Source organism: Delftia sp. WY8 (assembly GCF_018437695.1).
Lineage (GTDB): Bacteria > Pseudomonadota > Gammaproteobacteria > Burkholderiales > Burkholderiaceae_C > Comamonas > Comamonas tsuruhatensis.
Genome location: NZ_CP049795.1, coordinates 1,648,493 through 1,674,710, shown reverse-complemented (window position 1 = coordinate 1,674,710; position 26,218 = coordinate 1,648,493). Strand labels below are relative to the sequence as shown.

Sequence of the window (26,218 nt, the reverse complement as noted above, 5' to 3'; positions counted from 1 at the left end):
AATCCGAAAGCCCAAGGCCATGCAGCTGAAGACACTCCAAACCCCGGCGATCTGGCTGGCCGCCGCGCTGCTGGCCGGCTGCTCCACGCAGAGCGCCTACCAGCGCCCCGCACTCGAGGTGCCGGCCCAGTTCAAGGAAGCCACGCCCGAGGCGGCCGAGGCCGGCATCTGGCGGCCCGCGGACCCGTCGCGTGCGCAAGTGCCCGACAACTGGTGGGAGCTGTTCGGCGACGAACAGCTCAACCGCCTGCAGCAGCAGGCCGCCACCGGCAACCAGAGCATTGCCCAGGCCGCCGCGCGCCTGCGTGCCGCGCAGGCGGCCGTGGCCAGCAGCCAGGCCGGGCTGTTCCCCACGCTGGGCAGCACGGCCGGCGCCACGCGCTCGCGCAGCGGCGGGGCTTCCGGTGCATCGGGTGCATCAGGCACGGGCGGCAACACGGGCAGTAGCGGCAACATCTCGACCAACTACTCGCTGGGCCTGAACGCCAGCTGGGAGCTGGACCTGTGGGGCCGCGTGTCGGGCACGGTCAGCGCCAGCCAGGCCAGCGCCCAGGCCAGCAGCGACGACCTGGCCGCCGCGCGCCTGTCGGCCCAGGCATCGATCACGCAGACCTATTTCTCGCTGCGCGCGGCCGATGCCAGCGTGCGGCTGCTGCAGGAAACGCTGCAGAGCTACGAGCAAAGCCTGAAGCTCACCAACAACCGCTACCGCGCGGGCGTGGCCTCGTCGGCCGACGTGGCCCAGGCCGAGGCGCAGTACAAAAGCACCCAGGCCCAGCTCATCGAGGCACAGACCAGCCGCGCCCAGCTGGAGCACGCCCTGGCCGCGCTGCTGGGCCTGCCGCCGGCCGCCTTCAGCCTGGAGGCCGGCGCCGAGCTGCCGCCGCCGCCCGAGGTGCCGGCCATGCTCTCGTCCCAACTGCTGGAGCAGCGCCCCGACATTGCGGCGGCCGAACGCCGCGTGGCCGCCGCCAATGCCCAGGTGGGCGTGGCGCGCGCGGCCTTCTTCCCGGCGCTCACGCTGTCGGCCACGGCCGGCTACCGGGGTGCATCGCTGTCCAACCTGGTGAGTGCGCCCAACCTGTTCTGGTCGCTGGGCCCGTCGCTGGCGCTGGCGCTGTTCGACGGCGGCGCGCGCACGGCGGCCGTGGAGTCGGCGCGTGCCTCGCTGGACCTTGCCGCCGCCACCTACCGCCAGACCGTGCTGACGGCGTTGCAGGAGGTGGAGGACAACCTGGTCACCGCATCCGCCCTGGCGCGCGAGCAGCAGGTGCAGATCGAGGCCGTGGCCGCAGCGCAGAAGGCGCTGGATGTCGTCAACAACCAGTACCGCGCGGGCACGGTGGCCTATCTGAATGTGCTCAGCGCCCAGACCACGGTGCTGTCGGCGCGGCGCAGCCTGATCGATGTGCGCAACCGGCGGCTGGCCGCCGTCAACACCTTGCTCAAGAACGTGGCCGGGCGCTGGGAGCCGCTGGGGCCGGCCTCCGTGCAGGGGCCGCAGGCTGTCGCGCGCTGATGTTCAGTCCTGCAGCTCGAAGGCCTGGCGCAATGCTTCGCCGAAGGCCGCGCTGCCGCTGATCGACAGGTTCACCGTGGTGCGGCCATCCCCCGCCGCCACGGATTGCAGGCGCGCCGTGGCTGCGTCAAAGCGCCAGCCCAGCGGCTGGCCGCCGTCGTCCTGGGCCTGCAGCTCGTAGTCCCAGTCGCCGCCTTCCTCAATGGGGCCGCGCCGGCCCTTGAAGCGGCGGTGCGCCCAGGCCAGCAATTGCTCCACCTCGGCCGCCAGGGCCGGCACGCGCGTGGCGGGCACGCTGGCCATGGCGTCCCAGCAGCCCGTGCCTTCGTCGTCTTCGCTGTAGTCGAAATCCAGGTAGTCGAGGGTCATGGTGGGGTCCGCATGCGTGATGGGAAAAATGGAAAGCCCGGCATTGTGCCGCGTGCACAATCGCCGGCATCGCAGAACCGGAAAGACATTCAGATGGACACCGCACAGCAATCGATGGCGCCGCCGATGGTGAGCGCTCAGTCCCTGCGCTTCGGGCAGCCGGGCCTGCTGCTGTGGGATGGCGCCTCGCACGACTGGCCCGTGGGCCTGTGCCTGGTGCGCGGCGGCGAGGGCTGCGGCAAGACCAGCCTGCTGCAAATGCTGGCCGGCCAGTTGCCTTTGCAGGCCGGGCGCCTGGTATATCCGCAGCAGCCGGACCCGTCGCAGCGCCCTGCATTGTTCTGGCGCGACCCGCGCGCCGAACTGTCCAATGCCGAGCGTGCCCGGCCCGCGCAGGAATGGGTGCAGGCACAGCGGCAGCTGCATCCGGCCTGGAGCGAGGCGGCCTGGCAGGCCCATGCCGACGGCCTGGGGCTGGAGCCCCATCTGCACAAGCCCCTGCTGGCCTTGTCCACGGGCAGCCTGCGCAAGCTGTGGATGGCGGCGGGCTGGGCCAGCGGCGTGCCGCTGCTGCTGATCGACGAGCCGCTGGCCGCGCTGGACCGGGGATCGATCGACCATGTGCAGCGCACGCTGGCCGGGCTGAACCGGGCCGGCCAGCAATCTGCGCCCGTGGCCGGGCACGGGCCGCGCTGCGTGATCGTCGCGCACTGGGACGAGATGCAGGGCGTGGCCTGGGACGACGTGCTGGACCTGCCCGATCAGCCGCCGCTGCGCTGACGGAGCCGGCGTCTACATCGCCACCTACATCGCCACCTACATCGCCTTGAACCGCTGCGCGTAGAGGCGGCTCACGGCCAGTTTCTCAGCTCGCTCGCGCAGCTGCAGCCACAGCCGGCCGGCCTCGTCGCGCTGGGCACTGGCAATGGCGGCTGCGCGCACCACGGTGCCACGGTGCACCTGCCAGAAATCCTCGGCGTCCAGCCGGGGCAGCAGCTCCTTGAGCGGCGTGCGCACCAGGTACTCATGCGAGGCCGTGAGCACGCGCACGTACTTGTCGGCGGCCTCGAAGTAGACGACGTCCTGCACGGGCACCATCTGGATCTGCGTGCCCACGCCAGCCTGGATCATCTGCAGCGGCGGCTCGGTAGCGGTGGCGGCGGGGGCCGTGGCACCGGCCAGGTGCCGCAATTGCTCCAGCGCCTGCGCCAGCGCAGCGCCGGCCGGGGCCGCCGTGCGCTGGGCCAGCAGCTCGCGCAGGCGCTGCACGCTGCGCGCCAGCCGCTCGGGCTGCACGGGCTTGAGCAGGTAGTCCACGGCCTGGGCCTCGAAGGCGTCCATGGCGTACTGGTCATAGGCGGTCACGAAGACCAGGATGGGAAACGGCTGCGCCTCGGGCCAGGCGTCGGCCAGTTCGGCGGCGGCCTCCAGGCCGCTCTGGCCCGGCATGCGGATGTCGAAGAACAGCACATCGGGCTGCAGCGCCAGCGCCTGCCGGGCGGCACTCAGGCCGTCGCCCACCATGGCGGCAATCTGCAACTCGGGCCAGGCGCGGGCCAGTGCCTGGCGCAGGTCCTCGGCCAGCAGGGGTTCGTCTTCGGCGATCAGGGCGCGGGGGGCGTGGGTCATTTCAGTCTTCTATTTCACTTGCGCATTGCCGACAGCGTATGAACCTGGCGCGGCCCAACTCAGGGGCACCGAGGAAGGGCCGCCCCGCACCGAGGGTGTCGTTCCCCTCCCGCGAAGCGAGAGAGGGCGCCGTGCACACGGGGGAAGGCGCGAAGCGACTCAGGGGGTGCATTTGAGGGTGATTCTGGCCAGAGTGCCGCCTTCGGGCAGGGCGGCCAGTTCGAAGTGCGCGGCGTCGCCATAGCGGCTGGCCAGGCGCTCGCGCAGCTGGGCCGTGCCGAAGCGGCTGCCGGGCAGGGCGGGCGCTCCGGAATCCAGGCCCATGCCGTTGTCGGCCACGGTCAGCTCCAGCGGGCCGCCGGCGGTGCGGCGCGCGCGCACGGCGATATGCCCGCCTTCCAGCTTGGGCTCCAGTCCGTGGCGTATGCAGTTTTCCACCAGGGGCTGCAGCAGCAGCGGCGGCACGGGCACCTGGGCCAGGTCCTCGGGCAGGTCCAGCGTGTATTGCAGGCGCGGGCCCATGCGGATGGACATCAGCGCCAGGTAGTCGCGCAGGCGTGCGAACTCTTCGCCCAGCGCATGCTCGGTGCTGCGCGAGCCGCCCAGCGTGGCGCGCAGGTAGGCGATCAGATGGTCCAGCATGGCCTGGGCGCGCTGCGGGTCGCTGGCCACCAGCACGCGCAGGTTGGCCAGGGTGTTGAACAGCATGTGCGGCTCCAGCTGGGCCTGCAGCAGGGTGAGTTTGGCCTCGGCCGCCTGGCGTCGGGCCTGCTCGGCCTGCATCTGCAGGTGGCGCGAGTAGCCCAGCAGGAAGAAGGCCAGCGACATCACCGTGCTGGCGACGATGGTGACGGCCAGCGGTATCCACAGCCGGTGCATCAGGGCCGTGCTGGCGTCGGGATCGGCCCACTTCCTGTACGCCGTGCCGATCAGCGACCCGATCACGAACCCCGTCACGATGCCAGCCACCACCAGCGCGGCGCCGCGCCAGCCGCCGGGCCAGGGAATGTCCTGGCCCCGCGTCAGGCGCCAGCGGCCCAGTTCGATGGTGAGCCAGCTGGTCAGGCCGATCGACAGCGAGTAGATGAGGTTCACGTCCCAGCGGCCATGGTTGCTCAGGCTGAATGCGGCGGCAATCAGGGCGCAGGCCGAGGTCGTCGCGATGCCGTGGCGCAGCAGCGTGGTCCGTTCCACGATGTGGCCAGGGGCGGCCGGCTGGCGTGTGGCGTTGGATGCGGGGTCGGGCATGGAGGGCAATGGTAGTCCCATGGCGTGTTTCAGCGGGCGCGGCCCTGGCGTGACTGCAGCGCCTGCCGCTCGCGCTCCACCATGCGCCCGTGCCAGCCGTTGCCCGGCAGGGCCAGCCAGACCACGGCGCCGTGGATGGCCAGCCCCAGGCCCCAGCCCAGGGCCGGGAAGATGGCCCAGTGCCGGCCCTGGGACAGCGACAGCGCCGCCAGCCCGAGGTTGACCAGCACATAGACGCTGGCGTGGATCATCCAGCCCAGCTTGGCGCCTGCGCGGCGGCGCGCCATGCGCTCCAGGGCATCGTCGTCGTGGCGGGCAGAGGGATCGAGGGGATCAAGGGGATCAAGGGTGCGCATGGGGAGTTCTCCGTCAGGGGGAAGGAAAGCGGCGTCAGGCCAGGCCCAGCCGCTGCCACAGCAGGTCGCCCAGGTAGCGGCCGGGCAGCAGGGTGAACAGGCCCGCCACGACGCAGGCGCCGATGTAGACGCTGCGCATGATCTTGCGGTGGCCGGCGATGTTGCCTTGGTACAGGTGGCAGAACGACCGGCCCAGGCCGGCAAAGGTCAGCGGCACCAGCAGGTGGACGGGCGTGTAGCCGCCCCAGTTGGGCAGGCGGTAGTCGCGGATGAAGCAGGCGGACACCGCCGCGCAGACCATGAGCGTGACAAAGGCATGGCCGGCCGCGCGGTGCAGGCGGGGATGGGCGGCGGCCTGGCGGCGTGCCAGCAGGGCGATGGCGCCCGTGGCCGTGGCCCCGAGGGCGGCACTCATGTGGATGGCGATCAGCGGTGTCATTTGCATGGCGGTGTCCTGGCGTGCGGCCCGGGTTGGCGGGCCTGTATGGGACAGGACTGTCGCTGCCGGGCGCCGCCGGGGCCAGCGCCATGCGACGGACGGACGAGGGCAGGGTGCCAGCTGCATCCTGGCGCCGCGAACGGCAGGCACGTCCACGGCATCTGGAGGATGCAGTCCGCAGGGTGGAGGCCAGGGTGAGTGCGCACGGACTATCGATCAGGGCCTTTGAAACCAATCACCCCAAGGATTGCTTCGATGCAACAGATTGAGAAAACTCATAGTTGCGTGCCCAGGTGGTTGGTAAGCTAACAGGTTCTGCAAATCATTCTCAATCCCATCCCCATGCCTTCCATTCGCCCCATATCCCTGGCCGTTCTTTGCCTGTGCAGCCATCAGGCGCTGATTGCCCAGACCCGGGGCGGTGACACCGTGCTGGAGGCCGTGACGGTAGAGGCCAGCGCCGACGCATCGGCCCAGGGCCTGTCCAAGCCCTTCGCAGGCGGCCAGGTGGCCACGGGGGCGCGCAACGGCGTGCTGGGCACGCTGGACTGGAAGAACTCCTCGTTCTCCACCACCAGCTACACCCAGCAGCTGATCGAGGACACCCAGTCCAAGAGCGTGGGCGACGTGCTGCTCAACGACCCGGGCGTGCGCCAGGCGCGCGGCTTTGGCAACTTCCAGGAGCTGTATGTGCTTCGCGGCTTCCCGGTCTATTCGGACGACATCGCCTACAACGGCCTGTACGGCCTGCTGCCGCGCCAGTACATCGCCTCGGAATTCTTCGAGCGCGTGGAGGTGCTGCGCGGCGCCAATGCCTTCCTCAATGGCGCAGCACCGGGCGGCAGCGGCATTGGCGGCACCATCAGCCTGCTGCCCAAGCGCGCCGGCAACGATGCACTGACGCGCGTGGGCGCCGGCATACAGACGGGCGGCCAGGCCTTTGTCTCCACCGACATCTCGCGCCGCTTCGGCCCTGACCGGAGCACCGGCATCCGCCTGAACGCCGTGCGCCGCGACGGCGGCACGGGCGTGGATGGCGAAGACCGCTCGCTCACCGCCCTGGGCCTGGGCCTGGACTGGCGCAGCCGCAACGTGCGCCTGTCGGGCGACGTGGGCTACCAGCGCAACAGCTACAACGGCGGCCGCCCCAGCGTGACGCCCGGCAACTTCATCCCGGCCGTGCCCGACAACAAGACCAACTACGGCCAGAACTGGTCGTACTCCACCGAGCGCGACCTGTTCGCCACGCTGCGCGCCGAATGGGACATCAACGACACAACCACCGCCTGGGCCGCAGGCGGCCTGCGCCGCGGCAAGGAAGACAACTCCCTGAGCGGCGTGACCGTCACGAATGCGGCCGGCGACACCACGGGCACGCGCTTCGACAACAAGCGCAAGGACAGCGTGGGCACGGGCGAGGTCGGCATCCGCACGCGCCTGGCCACGGGCAGCGTGGGCCATGAGCTGGTGGCCACGGCCAGCACCTACTCGGCCACCGAGCGCAATGCCTGGGGCATGGGCTTTGGCGTGGTCAACAACATCTACAACCCCTGGAGCAGCGCGCGCCCGGCGATGACGCTGTTCGGCGGCAACCTGGCCGATCCCACGCGCGTGGGTGAAACCCGGCTCAACAGCTTTGCCATCGGCGACACGCTGACGATGCTGGACGAGCGCCTGCGCCTGACCGTGGGCGTGCGCCGCCAGAGCATCGAGCAAAGCAGCTACGACTACAACACGGGCGCGCAGACCGACCACTACAAGAAGTCGGCCACCACGCCCATGCTGGGCCTGGTGTTCAAGACCAGCGAGAACACCTCGGTCTACGCCAACTACATCGAAGGCCTGACCAAGGGCGCCGTGGCGCCGCAGACGGCCAACGACCTGCCCGTGTCCAACGGTGGCCAGGTGTTCGCGCCCTACAAGTCGCGCCAGAAGGAAATCGGCTTCAAGTGGCAGGGCCGGCAACTGGGCGCCACGGTGGCGCTGTACACCACGGACATGCCTTCGGCCTATGTGGCCAACCAGGTCTTCGGCCAGTACGGCAAGCAGCGCAACAGCGGCCTGGAGGCCACGGTCTTCGGCGAGCCCGTCAAGGGCCTGCGCGTGCTGGGCGGCGTGACCTTCAGCGAGGCCAAGATCCGCGAGGCCGCCGATGCCGCCACCATCGGCAACTACGCCATCGGCGTGCCCAAGCGCCTGCTCAACCTGGGCGTGGACTGGGATGTGCCCGGCGTCTCGGGCCTGGCCCTCAATGCGCGCGTGATGCACACCTCCAGCCAGTACGCCAACGGCGCCAACACGCTGAAAGTGGCCTCGTGGACGCGCACCGACATCGGCGCGCGTTATCTCATGGACATCGGCAACAACCGCCTGCTGACCCTGCGCGCGCGCATCGACAACCTGTTCGACAAGGGCTACTGGTCGTCCGTGGGCGGCTACCCGGGCGCCAACTACCTGGTGCAGTCCATGCCGCGCACCTTCTCGCTGAGCGCATCGGTGGACTTCTGAGCCGGAGCGATCTGAAGCATGCGCGCGTTGTGGACGGTGGTGCACCGCTGGATAGGACTGGTGCTGGCCGGTTTCCTCACCATGGCCGGCCTCACGGGGGCCGTGCTGTCCTGGGACCATGAAATCGACGAATGGCTCAACGCCGACATGCTGGAGACCCCGGCACGCGGCCCGCTGAAGACCCCGCTGGAGCTGGCCGCCGTGGTGCAGGCCAGCGAGCCGCGCGCCGAGATCAGCTACATGACCCTGGGCCTGGTCGAGGGCGAAGCCGCCATGTTCATGGTGCGCCCCCGGCCCGACCCGGCCACGGGCCAGGCGCCTGCGCTGGGATATGACACGGTCTTCGTCGATCCCGTCAGCGGCCACATCACGGGCCAGCGCAACGGGCGCAGCCTTGCGCTCAGCCAGCGCAACCTCATGCCCTGGCTGCGCCACCTGCACGAAAGCCTGCTGGCCCCGCGCTTTTGGGGCACGGACCGCTGGGGCTACTGGTTCATGGGCACGCTGGCCCTGCTGTGGGTGGCCGACAGCTTTGTCGCGCTGCTGCTGACCTTTCCCGTCAAGCTCAGGAAAAGCGCCCCGCGCCTGACGGCGGCCATGGGATCGTGGTGGCGGCGCTGGCTGCCCTCATGGCGCGTGCGCTGGGGCGGCGGCGCCTACAAGCTCAACTTTGACCTGCACCGTGCGGGCGGCCTGTGGGTCTGGGCCGTCATCGTCATCGTGGCCTTCACCTCGTTCTCGCTGAACCTGTACCGCGAAGTCTTCTACCCGGTGATGAGCACCGTCTCCACCACCACGCCCGGCCCCTACGAAACCCTCAAGCCTGCGCCCCAGGGCACGCTCCTCGTGCCCAAGGTCTCGTTCGCCCAGGCCATCGCCATCGCCCAGAGCGAGGCCAAGCGCCTGGGCTTCGCCCAGCCCGCAGGCGGCATCTGGTGGGGCGGCGACTTCCCGTTCTACAACATCTCCTTCTTCGACCCGCACGACGAAACCGGCGCCATGGGCATGGGCCTGTCCAACATCTACGTCAGCTCGGACAACGGCGAAGTCCTGGGCACCTACCGCCCCTGGCACGGCACGGCCGCCGACGTCTTCGTCCAGCTGCAGCTGCCCCTGCACAGCGGCCGCATCCTCGGCACCCCCGGCCGCGTGCTCATGTCCTTCGTCGGCGTGCTTGTCGCCGTCCTGTCGATCACCGGCGTCATCATCTGGTGGCGCAAGCGCAGAGCCAGGAAGATGACCCCCTGAGCGGCTGCGCCGCTTCCCCCTTCCCGCTTCGCGGAGGGGGACGCAGCCCTCACTGCGGGGCAGCCCTTGAATCGCACCGGGTTTTGAGGAGGCCGATTGGTTTAAGTTGACACCTCTGCCGAGGTGTCGCTGACGGCTAGTTGCCTCCAGTAGTTTGCCTCAGCTTCTGCCGGAGGGATGCCCCCAATCGGCGTGAGTAGTCGGACATGGTTGAACCAGTGCACCCACTGCAAGGTGGCCAGCTCCACGGATTCCCTGGTCTTCCAGGGGCCCCGGCGGTGAATCAGCTCGGCCTTGTACAGACCGTTGATGGTCTCGGCCAGCGCGTTGTCGTAGCTGTCACCCCGGCTGCCCACCGAGGGCTGTATGCCCGCCTGGTCCAACCGTTCGGTGTAGCGGATGCTGACGTATTGACTGCCCCTGTCGGAATGGTGCGTCAAGGCATGGGCTGCTGGCTGGCGGGCATACAGCGCCTGCTCCAGCGCATCCAGCACGAAGTCCGTTTGCATGCTGCGGCTGACCCGCCAGCCCACGATGCGCCGGGCGTACACATCCACCACGAAGGCCACGTACAGCCAGCCCTGCCAGGTGGAGACGTAGGTGAAGTCCGATACCCACAGCTCGTTGGGACGGCTGGCCTTGAAGTGCCGGTTGACGTGGTCCAGCGGGCACGGCGCTGATGTGTCAGGCGTGGTGGTACGTACCGCCCTGCCACGGCGAGCCCCTTGCAAGCCCATGGCACGCATCAGTCGCTCCACAGTACAACGTGCCACCGGGATGCCCTCGCGGTTCATCTGCAGCCAGACCTTATCGGCCCCGTAGACCTGCCAGTTGGCATGCCACACGCGCTGGATGTCCGCCTTCAAGCACTCGTCACGCTGGGCGCGTTGACTGCGCAGTTGCGGGTTACGTTGCCGGGCTGCGTGGCGCCAGTAACACGATGGGGCCATCTGCAGCACCCGGCAGATGGGCTCGACCCCGTAGTCGTCACGGTGGCGGTCGATGTAGTTCTTCAAGACTTCAATCGGCGGTCGAGCTCCGCCTGCGCAAAAAACGCGCTGGCCGTCTTCAGGATGTCGTTGGCCCGGCGCAGCTCCTTGACCTCACGTTCCAGCTCCTTGATGCGCTGGGCTTCTGACGTGGTGGTACCGGCACGCTGGCCGCTGTCGACCTCGGCCTTCTTGACCCAATCGTTCAAGGTCTGCGGCACGCAGCCAATCTTGGGGGCTATTGATTCAATGGCTGCCCACAGCGAAGGGTAGTCGGCTCGGTGCTCCTGCACCATGCGTACGGCACGCTCGCGCACCTCGGGCGAGAACTTGTTTGACTTGGTCATAGCTCCATCTTCTCAAGTGTTGGAGCCTCCTCAAAACCCGGGGCGATTCACCTTGCTCGGCTGCCCGCGCTTGAGCCCTGCGAGTTTGAACGGCTGTCGGTAGTACACGGCTCCATTGATAGCCAAATCAGAAAACTATCCGCCCAAACAGCAAAGCCACCGAAAACGGTGGCTTCAATGAAGGCTTGCTGCAGAAATAGGGCGCAGCCTCCAAATCTGGCGCGGCCCGACACCAGAGACGCCGAGCAAGAGCCGCCTCGCGGCGAGGGCGTCGTCCCCCTCCCCCGCGAAGCGGGTAGAGAGGGGGAAGCGGCGTCAGCCGCTCAGGGGGAGCTTCAATCCTTCTTCAAGCATTCACTCATGAACGCCTTGCGCTCGTCGCCCTTCTTGCCGGTGGCGTCGGCATTGCAGGTCTTCATGCGTTCCTGCTGGCGCTTCTTGCCGTCGGACAGGCAGGACTTCATGAACTCCTTGCGCTCGTCGCCCTTCTTGCCGGCGGCTTCGGTGTTGCAGGTGCCCATCAGCTTTTGCTGGGCCGTGGGGGCCTTGTCTCCGGCGGCCATGCCGATGCTGCAGGCCAGGGAGACAACTGCCAGAACAACGATTTTTTTCATGATGGAATGGTTTTGAAGGCGCGCCGAAATCCAGCGCCCCCACATTGCAGCACAGCGCCGGGCGCACAGCAACGTTGCGCGCCGGCCGTTGTAAAAGTTTGCGATTGCCGCCGGCGGGCCGGCAGGCGTCCATCGTCAGGCCATGGCCAGCGCAGATAATGGCGCACTTTTGCATTGCGACAGGACGCTTGCCGTGGACATTCTTTTGCTGGTCAAGGCCGCCATCATGGGCATCGTGGAAGGGCTGACGGAGTTCCTTCCCATCTCTTCCACCGGGCACCTCATCCTTGCAGGCTCGCTGCTGGGCTTCGACGATGCCAAGGCCAAGGTCTTCGACATCGCCATCCAGACCGGCGCCATCTTCGCCGTGGTGCTGGTGTACTGGCAAAAGATCCGCTCCACCGTGGTCGACCTGCCCACCAGCGGCCAGGCGCAGCGGCTCACGCTGAACGTCATCATCGGCTTTCTGCCGGCCGTGGTGCTGGCGCTGATCTTCGGCAAGTTCATCAAGGCGCACCTGTTCACGCCCACCGTGGTGGCCACCACCTTCATCCTGGGCGGCTTCGTCATCCTGTGGGCCGAGCGCCGGCCGGCATCGGCCATGCGCGTGCAGACCGTGGACGAGATGACGCCGCTCGATGCCCTCAAGGTCGGCCTGGTGCAGTGCCTGGCCATGATCCCCGGCACCAGCCGCAGCGGCGCCACCATCATCGGCGGCATGCTCATGGGCCTGTCGCGCAAGGCGGCGACCGACTTTTCGTTCTTCCTGGCCATTCCCACGCTGATCGGCGCCGGCGTCTACAGCCTCTACAAGGAGCGCGCCCTGCTGTCGGTGGACGACATCCCCATGTTCGCCGTGGGCCTGGTGTTCTCCTTCATCAGCGCCTGGCTGTGCGTGCGCTGGCTGCTGCGCTACATCTCCACCAACAGCTTCGTGCCGTTTGCCTGGTACCGCATCGCCTTCGGCATCATCGTGCTGGTCACGGCCTTCACGGGCCTGGTCAACTGGAGCGGCGGCTGACCAGGGCCGGGCCATCGATGGGGACAAGCCACCTTCGGGTGGCTTTTTTGCGTCATGTACCCGGGGGAGCAACCGCATGAAGAGCGCGTGGTTGCCCCATGAAAACCCCTGTACTTCTGAGAATGATGATGTTCTATGGTTATAAAAAATATGTTTTTTTTATAACTTTTTCCGAGGGTTGCCATGGCCATCGAACAAGGGCAGTTGATGTGGCGTCCCAGCCCGCAGCAGGTCGCGCAAAGCGGCCTGGCGCGCTACATGGATTGGCTGGCTGCGGCCAGGGATATGCGCTTCGATGGCTACCAGGCGCTGTGGCAGTGGTCGGTCACGGATCTCGATGGCTTCTGGCGCTCGATCTGGGACTACTTCCAGGTCATGGCCGACGGTGACCCGACGCGCGTGCTCGGTGAGCGCGGCATGCCGGGCGCGCAGTGGTTTCCCGACACGCACCTGAACTATGCCGAGCATGTGTTCCGCAGCGCCAGCGCCGAGCACCCGGCCATCATCGCGCGCTGCGAAGGCGCCGAGCCGGTGGAGCTGTCATGGCGGCAGCTGGAGCGTGACGTGGCGGCGCTCGCGGCCCGGATGCGCGAGCTCGGCCTGGGCCGCGGCGATCGCGTCGTGGCCTACCTGCCCAATGTGCCCCAGGCGGTCGTGGCCTTCCTGGCCTGTGCCAGCATAGGCGCCATCTGGTCCAGCTGCGCGCCCGAGATGGGTGTTTCCGTGGTGCTGGACCGCTTCCAGCAGATCGGCCCCAAGCTGATTTTCGCCACCGATAGCTATGTCTACGGGGGACGGTGTTTCGATCGCCGCGCCGTACTCGGCGAGGTGCTGCGGGGATTGCCCGAGATAGGCCATGTGATCCATGTGCCCGGCCCCCTGTTCAGGCCCGGGGACCCCGCATGCGAGCTGCCCTGGCGCGATGTCATGGCCTGGGCCGACGCGCTGGCCAGGCCCGCAGAGCCGGTCTTCGAGCGCTTGCCGTTCTCGCACCCGCTGTGGGTGGTCTATTCCTCGGGCACCACGGGACTGCCCAAGGCCATGGTGCACAGCCATGGCGGCATCGTGCTCACCCACCTCAAGACCCATGGGCTGCAGCACGACGTGCGGCCTGGCGACCGCTTCATGTTCCTGGGCAGCACGGGCTGGATCGTCTGGAACCTTATGGTGGGCAGCCTGCTGGCTGGCGCCACCGTGGTGCTGTCCGATGGCAACCCGACCTCGCCCGACGATGGCGCATTGTGGGACTTCATCGATCGCCAGCAGGTCACGCTGTTCGGTTGCGGCGCGGCCTTTCTGGCCAAGACCATGAAGGATGGCGTGGTGCCCGCCCGGGGCCGCCGCTTCGGGAAACTGCGCGCCATCAATTCCACGGGGTCGGCGCTGCCGCTGGAGGCCTACGGCTGGGTCTACGAGAACATCAAGCGCGATCTGTGGCTGGCCTCGGTCAGCGGTGGAACGGATATCGCCTCGGGCTTCGTGGCCTGCGCGCCCCTGCTGCCCGTGCGCGCGGGCGAGATCCAGTGCCGTGAACTGGGCGTCGCCGCGCACGCCTTTGACGAGCAAGGGCGCAGCGTGACCGGCGAGGTGGGCGAACTGGTGATCACCGAACCCATGCCTTCCATGCCCTTGTATTTCTGGAACGACGCCGATGGCCTGCGCTACCGTGAAAGCTACTTCGACGTCTTTCCCGGCTACTGGCGCCATGGCGACTGGATCTCGTTCAGCGAGCATGGGTCGGCCGTGATCTACGGCCGCTCGGACACCACGATCAACCGTTTCGGCATCCGCATGGGAACGGCCGAGATCTACCGTGTCGTCGAGGAAGTTGACGAGGTCTTGGACAGCCTCGTCGTGGACCTGGAGTTCCTGGGGCGCCCCTCTTTCATGCCCTTGTTCGTGGTGCTGGCCCCGGGCCTGGTGCTGACGGATGCGCTGGTGGCCCGGATCAAGGATGCCATCAGGGCCCAGGCCTCTGCGCGCCACGTGCCCGATGCGGTCATCCAGGTCGCCGAGATTCCGCGCACCCTCACGGGCAAGAAGATGGAACTGCCCGTGCGCAAGCTGCTGCTGGGCGCCGAGCCCGCCAAGGTGGCCAGCCCCGACGCCATGGCCAATCCGCGCAGCATCGATTTCTTCGTGCAATACCGGGCTCGGGTCCCGCTGGCCTGAGGTGCGGCGACCCTGGCCGATTTCATCCATGACGCAGGAGACAAACCCATGACCGTCTCTATCGAAAGGTCCGCCAGGCCCCATTCGATGCGCCTGGCCCCACCTTGGACCGAGCCACCCCATCGCCCATGAAGTCAGCACTCCAGCAGAATTTTCTGATGCAGCAGTTGGGCCACTGCACGCGCCTGGCCCATGCCACCGTAAGGCCTCACTATGCGAAGCACATGCTGGCGCTGGATCTCAAGCCGTCGGAGTTTGCCGTGCTGTCGCTGATCTCGGCCAATCCCGGCGCATCCCAGCGCCAGATCGCCGAGACCGTGATGATTTCCCAGCCCAACATGGCGGCGCTGATGGAAAGACTGCAGGTGCGCGGCATGCTCAGGCGCGAGGCCGATCCTGCGGACAGGCGCCTGTCGCTGCTGTATCTGACGGCCGAGGGCGAGCGCCTGCACGAAAAGGCGGCGGCGCAGGTGGAAATTCTGGAGCAAGAGGCCAGCCGCATGCTGAGCGCTGAGGACAAGCAGCAGCTGCTGCGCCTGCTTCACAAGATGATCGATTGCGCCGGGTAGCCGGCCCGCCATCGCCAAGACCCTCGCCCGCTGCCGTGAACGCCGATGGGGCCCGATCCTTGAGGAAGGCGCCAAGGGGTTCAAGCACCACCGCATGGTCCAGGGTTGCCATCCGGATCTCGGCCCGAGCCGGACGGCGCTCAGGTTTGCATGTTCAGCAGCGAGGCCTCGATGGCGGCGGCCGTGGCGTGGGGCCGCTCCATGGGGAACAGGTGGCTGCCGTCCAGCATCATCACGCGCCCGCGCGTGATGCGGCGCGTCAGGTCCATGCCCACCTGGCGCATCTCCACCGAGGCACGCCCGCCGATGAAGGCCGCCGGGCAGCGCAGCGGATGGTGGTGCAGCAGCGAGGCCAGGTTGTGCGGCAAGGTGTTGTAGATGGCGGTCTCCACCTCGCGCGTGAAGTGCAGCGTGCGCCGGCCGTCCAGGTCGGTCAGGCCGCCCTGCACATAGTCCTGGAGCACCTGCGGATGCCATTGCGCAAACACCTTCTTGGCGCGGAAATAGGCCAGCGCCTCCTCGTCGCTGTCCCAGGCATTGCGGCGGCGGGCGCTGATCTTGCCCGGCGAGACCGAGCCCACCAGCTGCGTGCGCTTGGCCACGCCCACGGCGTTGGCGCGCCAGCCGCTGAGCAATGGCGAGTCGATCAGCAGCACGCCGCGCGCCAGCTCGGGATGGCGCGCAGCCGTCATCACGCTCAGGAAACCGCCCAGCGAATGCCCGACCAGAAAGACCGGACCGCCCACGCGCTCGACCTCGGCGCGCGTGAACTCGGCCAGTTGCTCGACCAGGTGCGGCCAGTTGTTGGTGACGGGAAAGCGCGGGTCATGGCCGAAGCGCTCCACGCCCTGCGCCGCGATGCCGCGCTCGGCCAGCAGCGAGAGCAGCAGCCGGTAGGTGGGCAGCGGAAAACTGTTGGCATGCGAGAACACCACGGGCAGCGGCGCCGATGCAGTGCCCGCGCCCGTACCCGTGCCGGCAACCGCCGCATCGCTCTCGGCCCGCTGTGCGGACCGGGCCGCGTTCACGGCCGAGGCTCCTGGCCGGCCTGTGCGGCGCCATCGGGCACGCCTTGCTGGTGGCCCGAGGGCTGGCCTGCATCGGGCCGCACGGGCGATGCCGGGCCCGGCTGCTGGGGCGTCATGGGTGTCATGGGCGTCATGGGGGAGGTCGCAAGACCGTCTGCCGTGGAGGTGCCCAGGCCCGCGCCCGTGCCGCTGTGATAGGGCTGGCGTAGCGCCGCAGGCGGCAGCCGGCCCATGCTGCGTGCCGACGAGCGCAGGGCGCCTGCCGGCGCGTTGACCTTGGTCAGCGGCTGGGCCTGGCGGCTGTGCACGCGGATGGGCACCTCGGAGGCGCCGCCATCCCAGGCCGGGTCCTCGATGCTGTCGAAGACATGGCGCAGGCGCTCGCCCCAGCTGTCGTGCAGCATGCGGAAATACGGATTGCTCTCGTCGATGCTGACGATCTTGTCGGAGGCGAAGCGGTCCTTCTCGTACACGATCAGGTCCAGGGGCAGGCCCACCGACAGGTTGGACTTGAGCGTGCTGTCCATGGACACCAGGGCGCACTTGGCGGCCTCGTCCAGCGGCGTGCGCGGCGTGATCACGCGGTCCAGCACGGGCTTGCCGTACTTGGACTCGCCGATCTGGAAGTAGGGCGTCTCGCTCGTGGCCTCGATGAAGTTGCCGGCCGAATACACCTGGAACAGCCGCATGGTCTCGCCCTGGATCTGGCCGCCCAGCACCAGCGAGATATTGAAATCCACGCCCGACCGGGACAGCGCCACGCCGTCGCGCTCGTACACATGGCGCACGGCTGCGCCCAGCACGCGGGCCGCATCGAACATGCTGCGCACGTTCCAGATGGTCAGCATGTCGCCCGTGGCCTCGTCGCGCAGCTGCTGGCTCTCCAGCAGCTCGCGCACCGATTGGGTGATGGACAGGTTGCCGGCCGACAGCAGCACCATGAAGCGGTCGCCGGGGTTCTCGTAGACCATGAGCTTGCGGAAAGAGCTGATCTGGTCCAGGCCGGCATTGGTGCGCGAGTCGGCCAGGAAAACCAGGCCGGCGTTGAGCTTGATGGCAACGCAATAAGTCATGGAAGCGTCCGAATCTGCGGAAATGGCAAGTTTAGTGCGAGGCGATTGACCGCGTTCAGGCGGCGATCTTCTTGAGCTGGTAAAGGGCCTCCAGCGCCTCGCGCGGGCTCAGTGCGTCGGGATTGATGGCGGCCAGCGCCTGGGCCAGCGGGTCGTGGCGGCTCTCGGGCTCGGGCATGTCGGGCGCATCGAACAGGTCCACCTGCAGGCGGCCCTCGTCGGCATGGGCCTCCAGTGCCTCCAGCGCATGGCGCGCGTGGTGCAGCACGCCGGCCGGCATGCCCGCCAGCTTGGCCACCTGGATACCGTAGCTGCGGCTGGCCGGGCCGGGCTGGATCTCGTGCAGGAAGACGATGTCCTGGCCCGACTCCGCCGCACTCACATGCATGTTCACGGCCGCGCGTGCCTTGGCCGGCAGCTCGGTCAGCTCGAAGTAGTGCGTGGCAAACAGCGTGAAGGCGCGCGTCCTGTCGTGCAGCTGGGTGGCGATGCCGCTGGCCAGCGCCAGGCCGTCGAAGGTGCTGGTGCCCCGGCCGATCTCGTCCATCAGCACCAGGCTGTGCGGCGTGGCCGAATGCAGGATCTGCGCGGCCTCGGTCATCTCCATCATGAAGGTGGACTGGGCATTGGCCAGGTCGTCGGCCGCGCCGATGCGCGTGTGGATGGCGTCGATGGGCCCCAGCCGGCAGCTGGACGCCGGCACATGCGAGCCCATGCTGGCCAGCAGCACGATCAGCGCCACCTGGCGCATATAGGTCGATTTGCCGCCCATGTTGGGGCCGGTGATGATCTGCATGCGCGTGTTGGCGTTCATGCGCGTGTGGTTGGCGATGAAGCTGCCGCTGGAGGTCTCGGCCATGCGGGCTTCCACCACCGGGTGGCGGCCGGCCTCGATCTCGATGCAGGGATGGTTCACGAACTCGGGCGCGCACCAGTTCAGCGTCAGCGAGCGCTCGGCCAGCGTGCACAGCACGTCGATGGCGGCAATGGCACCGGCCACGCGCGTGAGCGCCGGCACATGGGGCTGCAACTGGTCCAGCAGCTGCTCGTAGAGGAATTTCTCGCGCTGCAGCGCACGCTCCTGCGCCGACAGGGCCTTGTCCTCGAAGGCCTTGAGCTCGGGCGTGATATAGCGCTCGGCGTTCTTCAGCGTCTGGCGGCGGCGGTAGCGCTCGGGCACCGCGTCCTTGTAGCTGTTGGTGATCTCTATATAGAAGCCGTGCACCTTGTTGAACTGCACGCGCAGGTTGGGAATGCCGGTCAGCAGCTTTTCCTTGGCCTCCAGCTCCAGCAGGAAGTCGTCGCAGTTGTTCTGGATGGCGCGCAGCTCGTCCAGCTCGGCGTCGTAGCCTGTGGCAAACACGCCGCCGTCGCGCACCAGGGCGGCCGGCTCTTCCATGATGGCGCGCACCAGCAGCTCGGCGCAGCCCTCGGGCGGCTGCAGGTCGGCAAACAGCTGGGTCAGGTGGGCCGAGGGTGTCTGCCCGGCCTGGGCCAGCAAGGCCGCCTTTTGCAGCGTGCGGCCCAGTCCCACCAGCTCGCGCGGGCGCACCTGGCGCAGCGCGGTGCGCGCGGTGATGCGCTCCACATCGCTCACGCCCTTGAGCTGCTCGCGCAACTGCTGCCAGGGCGCGGCCATGCCGCCTGCGCTGGCGCCCTGCAGCGCCCGCGTGGCCTCCAGCCGCGCCATGGCCTGCGTGCGGTCGCGGCGCGGCTCCAGCAGCCAGGCCTTGAGCAGGCGGCTGCCCATGCCCGTCATGCAGGTGTCCAGCAGAGAGAACAATGTGGGCGAATCCTCGCCGCGCAGCGTCTTGACCAGCTCCAGGTTGCGGCGCGTGGCCAGCGGCAGCGCAATCAGCTCATCGTCGCGCTGCACCTGCAGAGCGTGGATGTGCGACAGGCTGCGGCCCTGCGTGTGCTCCGCATACGACAACAGGGCGGCGCTGGCGCCATGGGCCAGCGGCAGATCCTCGGCCTCCCAGGCCTTGAGGCTGGCGGCGCCCAGCAGCTCCAGCAGCTTGCGCTCGCCCAGGCCGCCGTCGAACTGCCAGTCGGGCCGCGGCGACAGCGGGCAGGCAATGGAGCCGCCATGGCGCAGCGCGAACAGGCTTTGCTCGAAACGCTCGGTCACGCCCGCGCTGTAGATCAGCTCGCTGGGCGCAATGCGTGAAATCCAGGCGCCCAGCTCGTCGTGGGAGCATTCGGCCAGATGGATGCGCCCCTGCGTCACCGCCATCCAGGCCAGGCCGCAGCGCTGGCGCCCGGCCGTGTGCAGGGACAGCAAGATCGCTTCGCTCTTGTCCGACAGCAGCTCACTGTCGGTCAGCGTGCCCGGCGTCACCACGCGCACCACCTTGCGCTCCACCGGGCCCTTGGCGGCGCCCACCTCGCCCACCTGCTCGCAGATCGCCACCGACTCGCCCAGCTTGATCAGCCGGCCCAGGTAGTTCTCCAGCGCATGGAAGGGCACGCCCGCCATGGGAATCGGCTGCCCCGCCGTCTGCCCGCGCGTGGTCAGCGTAATGTCCAGCAGCCGCGCCACCTTCTCCGCATCCCCGAAGAACAGCTCGTAGAAATCCCCCATGCGGTAGAAAACCAGCGTGTCGGGGTAGTTGATCTTGATGCCCAGGTACTGCTGCATCATGGGCGTGTGCGCCGACAGATCAGGGGCCGGAGAGGGCTGTGTGCTTTGCGAGAGGTCGCTCATTGGCTTGGGAATCAACAGGTTGCAGCGGCGCGAAGGTGCCGGGCAAGGCCTGCCTGGATGGCGCGGGGCCGCAGGAAGGCGCGAATGTTCTTGTGTCGTACTGCCCGCCTTGGGCCGTATCCATCGTGTGGGGCGTGGTGGCGGGCAAAGGTCACATTATTGACTACCCGAGGTTGGACGCCGCGCCAAGGGGGCGTAGATCGCGGCACACAAATGCGCTGCGCTCAATCCAAGGGATCATTTCCGCCGTACGTCGTCACAGGGCTCCTTCTGGCAACTGCTTGGCTCCTTGGTACAGGGCGTGCTGCGTATCCGCCAGGGTGATCACTTCGTCCCCGGTGAGATAGCTCATCAGAACACTGTTGAGTTTCGCGATGCGTGCGCCATAGCAGCGAATCAGCGAGGCGATCTGAATCTGCTCCGGTTCCGTGATCTGATCTCCCAGCGCTGTCACGGCGTGGGCTGCTGCCTCGATGTCGAACGAGCAACGAATGAGCAACTCACTGGCCCGGTGGCCGCTTCCAAGCAACGGCGATGCCGCTGTGACTGGTGATGCTGTATCTGCCTGGCTGCCGAATGTATTGATACCGTTGCCAGCCTCCTTGGCTGCAGCAAAGCTGGCCAGGAAACGCAGGTCGTCCAAGGAGTGGGGAAGCTCGTTGTAGGCCCCGAACAGCCGGTCTGCAAATTCAAAGGCGTGTTCCAGTAGCCGCGGAACTGCGCTGCCTGGTCCAGCAAGCGCACGACGTACTCGCCACCCATGCCGTGGTCCACTGCGATGTCCACGCACTCGCGGCTGAAGTCATCGACCACCGTCAGGCACTTGATGCGCCGGCCGTTGGCTAGTGCGTCCATCACGAAGTCTGCGCTCCAGGTGTCATTGATGTGCTGGCTGGCAGCCAGGGGCTGGCGCTCGCCAGTGGGGCGTTTGACCTTGCGGCGCTTGCGCACCGACAGGTTGGCCAGCTTGTACAGGCGCCACACGCGTTTGTGGTTCACTTGGTGGCCTTCAAGGCTCAACAGGTCGTGGATGCGCCGGTAGCCAAAGCGCCGGCGCTCGTGCGCCAACTCGACGATGCGCGTGCTTAGGCTGGCCGTGGACTGGTTCATGCTGGGCGGCTCCCGGTAGCTGGTTCTGGACAACCCCGCATAGCGACAGGCGCGGCGCTCGCTGATGGACAGTCCCTGAACCATCCTGGCAGCGACCTCGCGCCTGGCCTGCGGGGTCAGCGCTTTACCCCGAAGCCCACCGTCAGCGCTTCGATGTGCAGGTGGGCCTCGGCCAGCGGCTTCTTGAGCCTGGCGTTCTCGCTCTCGATCTCGCGTAGCCGCGTGGCCTCGCCGGCCTGCATGCCGCCGAACTTGGTGTGCCACTTGTAGAAGGTTGCATCGCTGAAACCTCCCAGGCGACACAGTTCCTTGACGGGCATGCCACCCTCGGCCTGCTTGATAAAACCGATGATCTGTTCGTCGGTGAATCTGCTCTTCTTCATGTCCGCTCTTCCTCTGAAAACGGACTCTACTAACCTTCGACTGGTACGCCCTATGGGGAGCAGGTCAGGTGGTGGAGCGCAGTTTCGGGTGGCTGGCGAGGTTTCGCCGTCTATCGCGGGACTATGAGAGGCTGCGGCAAGTGTTGAGTGGCTTGCACTTTCTGGTCTTTGCCATGCTCATGCTGCCGGCAGCGGCTCAGATATTGGCCTCTACTAGAAGTGCAAAACACGTTCTAAGCCGGTGATATTGACCGATTGAATCCACCCGGCCTTGTGGTCACTGGCGTCATTTCGCCTTCGCAGTTTCATCATCTTTCTTTTTGGTCAAGGCATCCAGGCTCTTGAGAATGGCTTTCCAGTCTCCGGTCAGAATGGCTCCAGCGATCCCGACGAGCGCGCCAACGAATTCGATGGCTTTCTTTGCTTTTTTGATGCTCTCAAGGGTTTCTTGCGTTTTGATCAAGGCATCATTGATCTCCTTGAGCGCATCATCCGGCGGGTCGCTAAAGATCTCGACGGTTCCCCTGGTCAGTAGAGCACCGGCCTGCTCGTTGGCGGTCTTCGCCTTGTTACGCAGGGCTGCGCGTTCGGCTGCAGAGATACCTTCAACTGTTGATCGAATCGCAAGGTTTTCAGCGGCGCTACTCAACGCATTGATGAGCTCGAGGTCCCTTGCAACGATATCCAGCGTTTCGGCGGTGGCCATGATTGATCTCCCAGGCGGCTACTGAAGGGGCGCTTTGATCGCGTCCACTTGATCTTTCAGGGTCGAGAGGCGTGCTCGCAGTACGCGAGGGTCCTGCTCAAAAGCTGTTCGACGAAGCTCATCGTTGGCTTCAAGCCAGCTATCGATGAGCTTCACCCGAGCCGCAGCAGCCTCGGGGAACCCATTTTGGGGACCAGGAGCACAGGCTTCCACTGATTTGCTTTTCTCCTCATTGGCTACCAGCCTAGTGCCGGCAGTGAGTGGCTCGCAACGCATGGCCGTGCCCTGCGGTTTTCGTTCGCACCGTGTGTAGTCCAGGAGCTCGCTTTTAACAAGTATCCAGTCCGTCTTGATGATCCTGCAGGCGTTTGAATACAGGGAGGTCGTCTTGCCGTCAGGGCCGCCATACCAATAGCGCAATGGTTGCAAAACGCGTGGCCAGTCGAATTCCTGTTGGAGGAGCCGTTTTGCTTCTCGTTCTCTGAGCGCCGAGACCAATAGGTCCGCTATGGCGGTGAATGCCTTCTGATATTTGTCGAGATCGTCAGCCGAAGACAGTGCTTTCCCATCCACCTTAACGTTCTTCACAGAGGCGCCGAGGGCTTCAATCTCCTTGGAAAGCGTCCAGTTCTCGTCTCCAGCCAATGCGTTCAGAGTCTCATGATATTTAATTAGAAGTTGCACGGACATCGATGCTGCCACGGTCTGCGCGGCATCAACGGCCGCCTGACACGATGCGTTGTCATTCACGCTTGGTACCGCCTCGCCTTTGGCGTACGCAAGGATGCGCGCCTCGGTCTTAAGGGAGGAGCAGGATGTGGAGTAGATGTCCACGTCCTTCTTCGCCGCAGCTGCGACGGCAGATCCATCTTTTGCGAAGGCGCGAATCGTGTCGAAGTTTGCACAGCCACCTAGCAAGGCTAGAACCAAAGGCAAAGCTATCAGATGAGTAGCGAATCGCATTTGCGCTTCCTTATTGGTGTCTGTATTTAAATTATTAACATAAGAGGAATGGTGTCAATCAGTAGGATATAGTGGTAAATCCCCATAGCTACCAGATGCTGGCTGGTCAGTTCAGATTTACCCATGCCAATGGAATTTTCTGCGGCGACACCTTCGCCGATGCGCGCGTATGCCCACTAATGCGGCTTGGCGAGCCAAGTCATCAAGGCGCTTGTGAGGTGTGGGCTGCTGCCGGTCTCATAGACACAGACCTAAGCTTCTCGAGCTTCTTCAAACTTTATCGGACTGATGTACCCAAGCGTCGAGTGCCGACGCGTCGGGTTGTAGAACCGCTCGATGTAATCGAACACATCTGCCTTCGCTTGCTTGCGCGAGCGGTAGACCTTGCGAGCCGTGCGCTCCGTCTTCAGGCTACTGAAGAAGCTCTCCATTGCCGAGTTGTCCCAGACTTCGCCAGCACGGCTCATGCTGCACACGATGCCTTGCTTAGTCAGCAGCCCAAGCAGCCCACTTGCCGAGATCGATTCCATCGATGACGGCGGTGCATTGCTGGTTGCCCGATGATCTGTCTATACGCACAGCAGATCAAAGAAAGGATCAAAATGAACACGACAAAGGCGTCCCGCAGGCCCATTGGGTTGGGTGAAACTATTGATGCCGAGATTGAGGCCATCGCTCGTAGCATTGAATTACATCGACATGCTCTTAGAGATCAGGGTGTGTGGCTCTTTTTGGCAGTCTTGGGCTGCTGGGGGGTGCCGCCAGGCTATCCAAGGCTTGCCGCGCTCCTGGCTGCGCTGGTGCTGTTCAGTACAAACTACTCACTGCTGTACCGGCATGACGTACGGTCCTTCCCGCGACAGTTTGCTGCTAGTAGGGAGAGAATTTCTGCGCTCGCTACAGATTCGGATGCACGAAATGAAGGACTGCGTCGCTTGGCTGCTCTGGAAAAGGATGAGCTGAGTGGGTTGCGTCCCTTTGCTTCAGTGCTTGGCTTCATCATTGGTTGGATGGCATGGTCATCCTCCGTGATTGCGACTTTGATTTCGATCTGGAACTCCTAGAGATGTTTGCTCGGCTAAAAAGAGCGGTCTACAGCACTTCATTCACCTTGACATCATGAACTGCGCAGAGCTCGTTGAAATCCTGGCCACCAAGAATGACCTGTCTAAGATAGCCGCCGACGCCGTGCTCGGCACTCTGATAGAAACTATCCAGACCGCCGTGACGAAGGGCGATGCGGTGCAACTGGTCGGCTTCGGCACGCTCAAGTCCGCCAAGCGCGTCGCCCGCACCGGTAAGAACCCTCCACGGGCGCGGCACTGAAGATCCATGCATCCAAGGTGCCGAAGTTCGTGGTCAGCGCCAAGTTCAAGGCAGTGGTCGATCCCAAGGCTGCCAAGCGCAGGACCGGCGGAAAGTTCGAGGAGATCAACTACAAGTCCGGCGCCGAGACCGTGGCCGGCCTGATCGGCGGGCAGGTGGAGGTCATCGTGCAGAACCCTTCGGACATCGTCCAGCACGTCAAGGCCGGAAAAATGCGCCTGCTGGCCAGCGCCAGCCCCATGCGCTGGAAGGAGTTGCCCGAGGTGCCCACGCTCAGGGAGCAGGGCTACGACGTGGAGATCGACTCCTGGATCGGCCTGGCCTACCCCAAGGGCGTGCCCCCGGCCCTGCGCGACAGGCTGGAGCGCATTGCCATGGCAGCCGCCGAGGGGCCCCAGGTGGCGCGCATCTTCGAGTCGGCCGGCGTGGACCCGGCGCCGCTCACCGGCGCCGAATACCGCAGGAAGCTGGTCCAGGGCCATGAGTCCATGGGCGCGGCCATCAAGGCAGCGAATCTGCCGCGCATGAACTGAGGGCGGTCCGGCGGCCTGCCGGCCTTGATGCACGGGTGCTGCTGCAGCATGGCCGAAAGACCATGAAAGGCCGCTCGTCGGCGGGGGAGCGCTCGCGCCCGCTCCCTGCGTTCGCTGTATCGGTCCACCAGGTAGCCTGTGCAGTCAAGCCGGTGCAGTCCGGTGCAGTCTCGCGCGTCAGCTGGGTGAACTTGACCAGTTCCCCCAATCACGTACACCGCGCGCAGGGGGCGAGTGCCTGCATCTCAGCGCGGCGCCAGGAACAGCTCCATGCGCTGCAGCTCCTCATCCAGCGCGCTGCGAAAGGCGGCATCGCCGGGCGCCGCGCCGGCCACATAGCCGAATGACGGCTCCAGCCGGCCATCGCGCGCCTGGAGGTTGGCCCAGCCGATCACCTGGCCCTGCCAGAGCATGGGCAGGGCGTAGTAGCCCAGCTGGCGCCGGGCCGGTGGCGTGTAGGCCTCGAACTTGTAGGTCCAGCCCCAGAGCAGCGTGAAGCGGCGCCGGTCCCAGACCACGGGATCGAAGGGCGCGAGCAGGCGCAGCCGCTCGTCGAAGGCATGGCGGCGCGAGCGTGGGTTTTCGTCGGCGGGCCAGTACCAGGTAGTTCCGTCGATGCGGCAGCTGGCCAGCTGCTCGCGCGCCAGCCGCAGCGCTGCCTGGGTCTGTTGCGCCAGATGGGGTGCGCCATAGCCCAGCAGGCGCACCAGGTAGGTCAGGCTGGGGGCCGGCAGCGGTGCGTACTTGCGCACCACCAGGTCGATCAGCGCGGCGGCGCGCCGGGCGCTGGCGGCGGGGCTGTCGTCGGCAGGCGGGTGAGCGATTGCCTCGTAGACGCGCGTGCCGCTGTCACGGCGCTTGACGCGCAGCAGGCCGCGATAGTGCATGCCATCGAGCAACTGCGTGCTGGCGCTGCCCGAGCCGCCCCAGTAGTTCTTCACGCTTCCGTGCGAGAAATGCTGCTCCACCTCGCGCGGATGCGCGGCGCCGCGCTCGCGCACAAAGGCCAGCACCTCGGCGGCCTTGCGCTGCGTCTCGGCATCCCAGGCCTTGCGTGCCTGGCGCGGGTGCATCAGCGCCAGGTGCTCGCTGGGCAGAAAGCCGTAGTTGACCAGGCAGTCCTCGTCGATCGCCAGGCGCGCGTAGCGGCGTTCCAGGTCGCCGGCGCGGTAGTCCTTGACGCGGTGGCGCAGCGTCAGGTCCTGCGCCCGGGCCGGGGCGCGAATCGGATCTGCCTGCACAAAGCCCAGGCGCTGTATGGCCGCAGGCAGGGTGGTCGGCGTGAACAGGGTGCGCGCCACGGCATGGCGGCGCAGGTCGTCAAGGCTCGGTTCGGTGGGCATGGCTTGATTGGAGCACGG

General features: G+C 66.4%; 24 protein-coding genes, 3 pseudogenes and 1 other annotated feature. Of the genes and pseudogenes, 11 read left to right on the top strand and 16 right to left on the bottom strand.

What is annotated here, in order from left to right; genetic code table 11:
• Positions 1-19: 19 nt before the first annotated feature.
• Positions 20-1,519, top strand: coding sequence for an efflux transporter outer membrane subunit (locus G4D77_RS07690; RefSeq protein ID WP_154835057.1), 1,500 nt, complete (start codon positions 20-22; stop codon positions 1,517-1,519).
• Positions 1,520-1,522: 3 nt separating this feature from the next.
• Here G4D77_RS07690 and G4D77_RS07685 read toward each other — a convergent pair whose 3' ends face one another.
• Complete coding sequence (locus G4D77_RS07685; RefSeq protein WP_063326864.1) at positions 1,523-1,888, bottom strand: hypothetical protein; 366 nt, start codon at positions 1,886-1,888, stop codon at positions 1,523-1,525.
• Between the two features lie 93 nt (positions 1,889-1,981).
• Between G4D77_RS07685 and G4D77_RS07680 the strand changes: the two genes are divergently transcribed.
• Positions 1,982-2,668 (top strand): ABC transporter ATP-binding protein, encoded by a 687-nt coding sequence (locus tag G4D77_RS07680; RefSeq protein ID WP_193726159.1) that lies wholly within the window; start codon positions 1,982-1,984, stop codon positions 2,666-2,668.
• Between the two features lie 36 nt (positions 2,669-2,704).
• Here G4D77_RS07680 and G4D77_RS07675 read toward each other — a convergent pair whose 3' ends face one another.
• The 4 genes from G4D77_RS07675 to G4D77_RS07660 form a co-directional block, all read right to left on the bottom strand.
• Positions 2,705-3,517, bottom strand: coding sequence for a LytR/AlgR family response regulator transcription factor (locus G4D77_RS07675; protein WP_047325837.1), 813 nt, complete (start codon positions 3,515-3,517; stop codon positions 2,705-2,707).
• A 159-nt stretch (positions 3,518-3,676) separates the two neighbouring features.
• Positions 3,677-4,765, bottom strand: a complete 1,089-nt coding sequence (locus G4D77_RS07670) for a sensor histidine kinase (protein ID WP_154836407.1) — start codon at positions 4,763-4,765, stop codon at positions 3,677-3,679.
• Positions 4,766-4,794: 29 nt separating this feature from the next.
• Positions 4,795-5,121 carry a 2TM domain-containing protein gene (locus tag G4D77_RS07665; protein WP_016454690.1) on the bottom strand — a complete coding sequence of 109 codons (327 nt, stop codon included), beginning with the start codon at positions 5,119-5,121 and terminating at the stop codon, positions 4,795-4,797.
• 34 nt (positions 5,122-5,155) lie between these two features.
• Complete coding sequence (locus G4D77_RS07660) at positions 5,156-5,566, bottom strand: DUF2306 domain-containing protein (RefSeq protein ID WP_213757939.1); 411 nt, start codon at positions 5,564-5,566, stop codon at positions 5,156-5,158.
• Between the two features lie 336 nt (positions 5,567-5,902).
• Between G4D77_RS07660 and G4D77_RS07655 the strand changes: the two genes are divergently transcribed.
• Together G4D77_RS07655 and G4D77_RS07650 are read left to right on the top strand one after the other, a co-directional pair.
• A complete protein-coding gene (locus tag G4D77_RS07655) occupies positions 5,903-8,068 on the top strand; it encodes a TonB-dependent receptor (RefSeq protein ID WP_154835052.1) in 2,166 nt (721 codons plus the stop codon).
• An 18-nt stretch (positions 8,069-8,086) separates the two neighbouring features.
• Positions 8,087-9,316 (top strand): PepSY-associated TM helix domain-containing protein, encoded by a 1,230-nt coding sequence (locus G4D77_RS07650; RefSeq protein ID WP_154835050.1) that lies wholly within the window; start codon positions 8,087-8,089, stop codon positions 9,314-9,316.
• 101 nt (positions 9,317-9,417) lie between these two features.
• Here the strand turns inward: G4D77_RS07650 and G4D77_RS07645 are convergent.
• Together G4D77_RS07645 and G4D77_RS07640 are read right to left on the bottom strand one after the other, a co-directional pair.
• Positions 9,418-10,652 (bottom strand): IS3 family transposase gene (locus G4D77_RS07645; protein ID WP_122974833.1). Its coding sequence is split into 2 segments (ribosomal slippage): positions 9,418-10,370 and positions 10,370-10,652, totalling 1,236 coding nucleotides; the frame shifts between segments, so codons are not numbered across the junction.
• Positions 10,258-10,374: a sequence feature (AL1L pseudoknot), on the bottom strand. It overlaps the preceding gene by 117 nt.
• A gap of 335 nt (positions 10,653-10,987) precedes the next feature.
• Positions 10,988-11,266, bottom strand: a complete 279-nt coding sequence (locus G4D77_RS07640) for a PsiF family protein (protein ID WP_016454694.1) — start codon at positions 11,264-11,266, stop codon at positions 10,988-10,990.
• Positions 11,267-11,459: 193 nt separating this feature from the next.
• Between G4D77_RS07640 and G4D77_RS07635 the strand changes: the two genes are divergently transcribed.
• The 3 genes from G4D77_RS07635 to G4D77_RS07625 all read left to right on the top strand — a co-directional run bounded on the left by G4D77_RS07635 (position 11,460) and on the right by G4D77_RS07625 (position 15,028).
• Positions 11,460-12,287, top strand: a complete 828-nt coding sequence (locus tag G4D77_RS07635) for an undecaprenyl-diphosphate phosphatase (protein WP_016449688.1) — start codon at positions 11,460-11,462, stop codon at positions 12,285-12,287.
• A gap of 183 nt (positions 12,288-12,470) precedes the next feature.
• Positions 12,471-14,459 (top strand): acetoacetate--CoA ligase, encoded by a 1,989-nt coding sequence (locus G4D77_RS07630; RefSeq protein ID WP_154835048.1) that lies wholly within the window; start codon positions 12,471-12,473, stop codon positions 14,457-14,459.
• A 128-nt stretch (positions 14,460-14,587) separates the two neighbouring features.
• Positions 14,588-15,028, top strand: a complete 441-nt coding sequence (locus G4D77_RS07625; protein WP_154835045.1) for a MarR family winged helix-turn-helix transcriptional regulator — start codon at positions 14,588-14,590, stop codon at positions 15,026-15,028.
• A gap of 140 nt (positions 15,029-15,168) precedes the next feature.
• Here the strand turns inward: G4D77_RS07625 and G4D77_RS07620 are convergent, their stop codons facing one another.
• From G4D77_RS07620 to G4D77_RS30830, 5 genes and pseudogenes are all read right to left on the bottom strand, one after another.
• Entirely contained in the window at positions 15,169-16,056 is an 888-nt protein-coding gene (locus tag G4D77_RS07620) for an alpha/beta fold hydrolase (RefSeq protein ID WP_154835044.1), read from the bottom strand.
• Positions 16,053-17,129, bottom strand: a complete 1,077-nt coding sequence (locus G4D77_RS07615; RefSeq protein ID WP_016449684.1) for a proteasome-type protease — start codon at positions 17,127-17,129, stop codon at positions 16,053-16,055. Before G4D77_RS07615 ends, G4D77_RS07620 begins: the two co-directional genes overlap by 4 nt.
• Positions 17,130-17,184: 55 nt before the next feature.
• On the bottom strand, positions 17,185-19,773 hold the full coding sequence (gene mutS / locus G4D77_RS07610; protein ID WP_046239765.1) for a DNA mismatch repair protein MutS: 2,589 nt from the start codon (positions 19,771-19,773) through the stop codon (positions 17,185-17,187).
• Between the two features lie 319 nt (positions 19,774-20,092).
• Positions 20,093-20,290 carry a hypothetical protein gene (locus G4D77_RS07605; RefSeq protein WP_154835042.1) on the bottom strand — a complete coding sequence of 66 codons (198 nt, stop codon included), beginning with the start codon at positions 20,288-20,290 and terminating at the stop codon, positions 20,093-20,095.
• 251 nt (positions 20,291-20,541) lie between these two features.
• A pseudogene (locus G4D77_RS30830) lies at positions 20,542-21,329 on the bottom strand (IS3 family transposase); the annotation flags it as partial.
• Between the two features lie 68 nt (positions 21,330-21,397).
• Here G4D77_RS30830 and G4D77_RS07590 point away from each other — a divergent pair.
• Positions 21,398-21,574: pseudogene (locus G4D77_RS07590) on the top strand (transposase); the annotation flags it as partial.
• A 41-nt stretch (positions 21,575-21,615) separates the two neighbouring features.
• On the opposite strand, the gene G4D77_RS07585 reads toward G4D77_RS07590, so the two are convergent.
• The 3 genes and pseudogenes from G4D77_RS07585 to G4D77_RS07575 form a co-directional block, all read right to left on the bottom strand.
• Positions 21,616-22,035, bottom strand: coding sequence for a hypothetical protein (locus tag G4D77_RS07585; protein WP_154835036.1), 420 nt, complete (start codon positions 22,033-22,035; stop codon positions 21,616-21,618).
• 18 nt (positions 22,036-22,053) lie between these two features.
• Positions 22,054-22,998, bottom strand: a complete 945-nt coding sequence (locus tag G4D77_RS07580) for a hypothetical protein (protein ID WP_154835034.1) — start codon at positions 22,996-22,998, stop codon at positions 22,054-22,056.
• Positions 22,999-23,249: 251 nt separating this feature from the next.
• A pseudogene (locus G4D77_RS07575) lies at positions 23,250-23,480 on the bottom strand (IS3 family transposase); the annotation flags it as partial.
• A 120-nt stretch (positions 23,481-23,600) separates the two neighbouring features.
• Here G4D77_RS07575 and G4D77_RS07570 point away from each other — a divergent pair.
• Genes G4D77_RS07570 through G4D77_RS07560 form a run of 3 tightly spaced genes read left to right on the top strand, consistent with a single transcriptional unit; the run spans position 23,601 to position 24,857 of the window.
• Complete coding sequence (locus G4D77_RS07570) at positions 23,601-24,062, top strand: hypothetical protein (protein WP_154835032.1); 462 nt, start codon at positions 23,601-23,603, stop codon at positions 24,060-24,062.
• 55 nt (positions 24,063-24,117) lie between these two features.
• On the top strand, positions 24,118-24,324 hold the full coding sequence (locus G4D77_RS07565; protein WP_154835030.1) for an HU family DNA-binding protein: 207 nt from the start codon (positions 24,118-24,120) through the stop codon (positions 24,322-24,324).
• Positions 24,325-24,341: 17 nt separating this feature from the next.
• Positions 24,342-24,857, top strand: a complete 516-nt coding sequence (locus tag G4D77_RS07560; protein WP_317840758.1) for a Bug family tripartite tricarboxylate transporter substrate binding protein — start codon at positions 24,342-24,344, stop codon at positions 24,855-24,857.
• Positions 24,858-25,102: 245 nt separating this feature from the next.
• Here G4D77_RS07560 and G4D77_RS07555 read toward each other — a convergent pair whose 3' ends face one another.
• Complete coding sequence (locus G4D77_RS07555; RefSeq protein WP_154835028.1) at positions 25,103-26,200, bottom strand: DNA glycosylase AlkZ-like family protein; 1,098 nt, start codon at positions 26,198-26,200, stop codon at positions 25,103-25,105.
• Between the last annotated feature and the right edge of the window lie 18 nt (positions 26,201-26,218).

Excerpts from the sequence above, each read along its gene's own strand:
- G4D77_RS07630 (WP_154835048.1), top strand. The coding sequence starts at position 12,471 with ATGGCCATCGAACAAGGGCAGTTGATGTGGCGTCCCAGCCCGCAGCAG.
- mutS (WP_046239765.1), bottom strand. The coding sequence starts at position 19,773 with ATGATGCAGCAGTACCTGGGCATCAAGATCAACTACCCCGACACGCTG.
- G4D77_RS07690 (WP_154835057.1), top strand. The coding sequence starts at position 20 with ATGCAGCTGAAGACACTCCAAACCCCGGCGATCTGGCTGGCCGCCGCG.
- G4D77_RS07555 (WP_154835028.1), bottom strand. The coding sequence starts at position 26,200 with ATGCCCACCGAACCGAGCCTTGACGACCTGCGCCGCCATGCCGTGGCG.
- G4D77_RS07570 (WP_154835032.1), top strand. The coding sequence starts at position 23,601 with ATGAACACGACAAAGGCGTCCCGCAGGCCCATTGGGTTGGGTGAAACT.
- G4D77_RS07615 (WP_016449684.1), bottom strand. The coding sequence starts at position 17,129 with ATGACTTATTGCGTTGCCATCAAGCTCAACGCCGGCCTGGTTTTCCTG.
- G4D77_RS07655 (WP_154835052.1), top strand. The coding sequence starts at position 5,903 with ATGCCTTCCATTCGCCCCATATCCCTGGCCGTTCTTTGCCTGTGCAGC.
- G4D77_RS07665 (WP_016454690.1), bottom strand. The coding sequence starts at position 5,121 with ATGCGCACCCTTGATCCCCTTGATCCCCTCGATCCCTCTGCCCGCCAC.
- G4D77_RS07625 (WP_154835045.1), top strand. The coding sequence starts at position 14,588 with ATGAAGTCAGCACTCCAGCAGAATTTTCTGATGCAGCAGTTGGGCCAC.
- G4D77_RS07660 (WP_213757939.1), bottom strand. The coding sequence starts at position 5,566 with ATGCAAATGACACCGCTGATCGCCATCCACATGAGTGCCGCCCTCGGG.
- G4D77_RS07585 (WP_154835036.1), bottom strand. The coding sequence starts at position 22,035 with ATGGCCACCGCCGAAACGCTGGATATCGTTGCAAGGGACCTCGAGCTC.
- G4D77_RS07565 (WP_154835030.1), top strand. The coding sequence starts at position 24,118 with ATGAACTGCGCAGAGCTCGTTGAAATCCTGGCCACCAAGAATGACCTG.
- G4D77_RS07670 (WP_154836407.1), bottom strand. The coding sequence starts at position 4,765 with ATGCCCGACCCCGCATCCAACGCCACACGCCAGCCGGCCGCCCCTGGC.
- G4D77_RS07640 (WP_016454694.1), bottom strand. The coding sequence starts at position 11,266 with ATGAAAAAAATCGTTGTTCTGGCAGTTGTCTCCCTGGCCTGCAGCATC.
- G4D77_RS07675 (WP_047325837.1), bottom strand. The coding sequence starts at position 3,517 with ATGACCCACGCCCCCCGCGCCCTGATCGCCGAAGACGAACCCCTGCTG.
- G4D77_RS07650 (WP_154835050.1), top strand. The coding sequence starts at position 8,087 with ATGCGCGCGTTGTGGACGGTGGTGCACCGCTGGATAGGACTGGTGCTG.
- G4D77_RS07685 (WP_063326864.1), bottom strand. The coding sequence starts at position 1,888 with ATGACCCTCGACTACCTGGATTTCGACTACAGCGAAGACGACGAAGGC.
- G4D77_RS07580 (WP_154835034.1), bottom strand. The coding sequence starts at position 22,998 with ATGCGATTCGCTACTCATCTGATAGCTTTGCCTTTGGTTCTAGCCTTG.
- G4D77_RS07680 (WP_193726159.1), top strand. The coding sequence starts at position 1,982 with ATGGACACCGCACAGCAATCGATGGCGCCGCCGATGGTGAGCGCTCAG.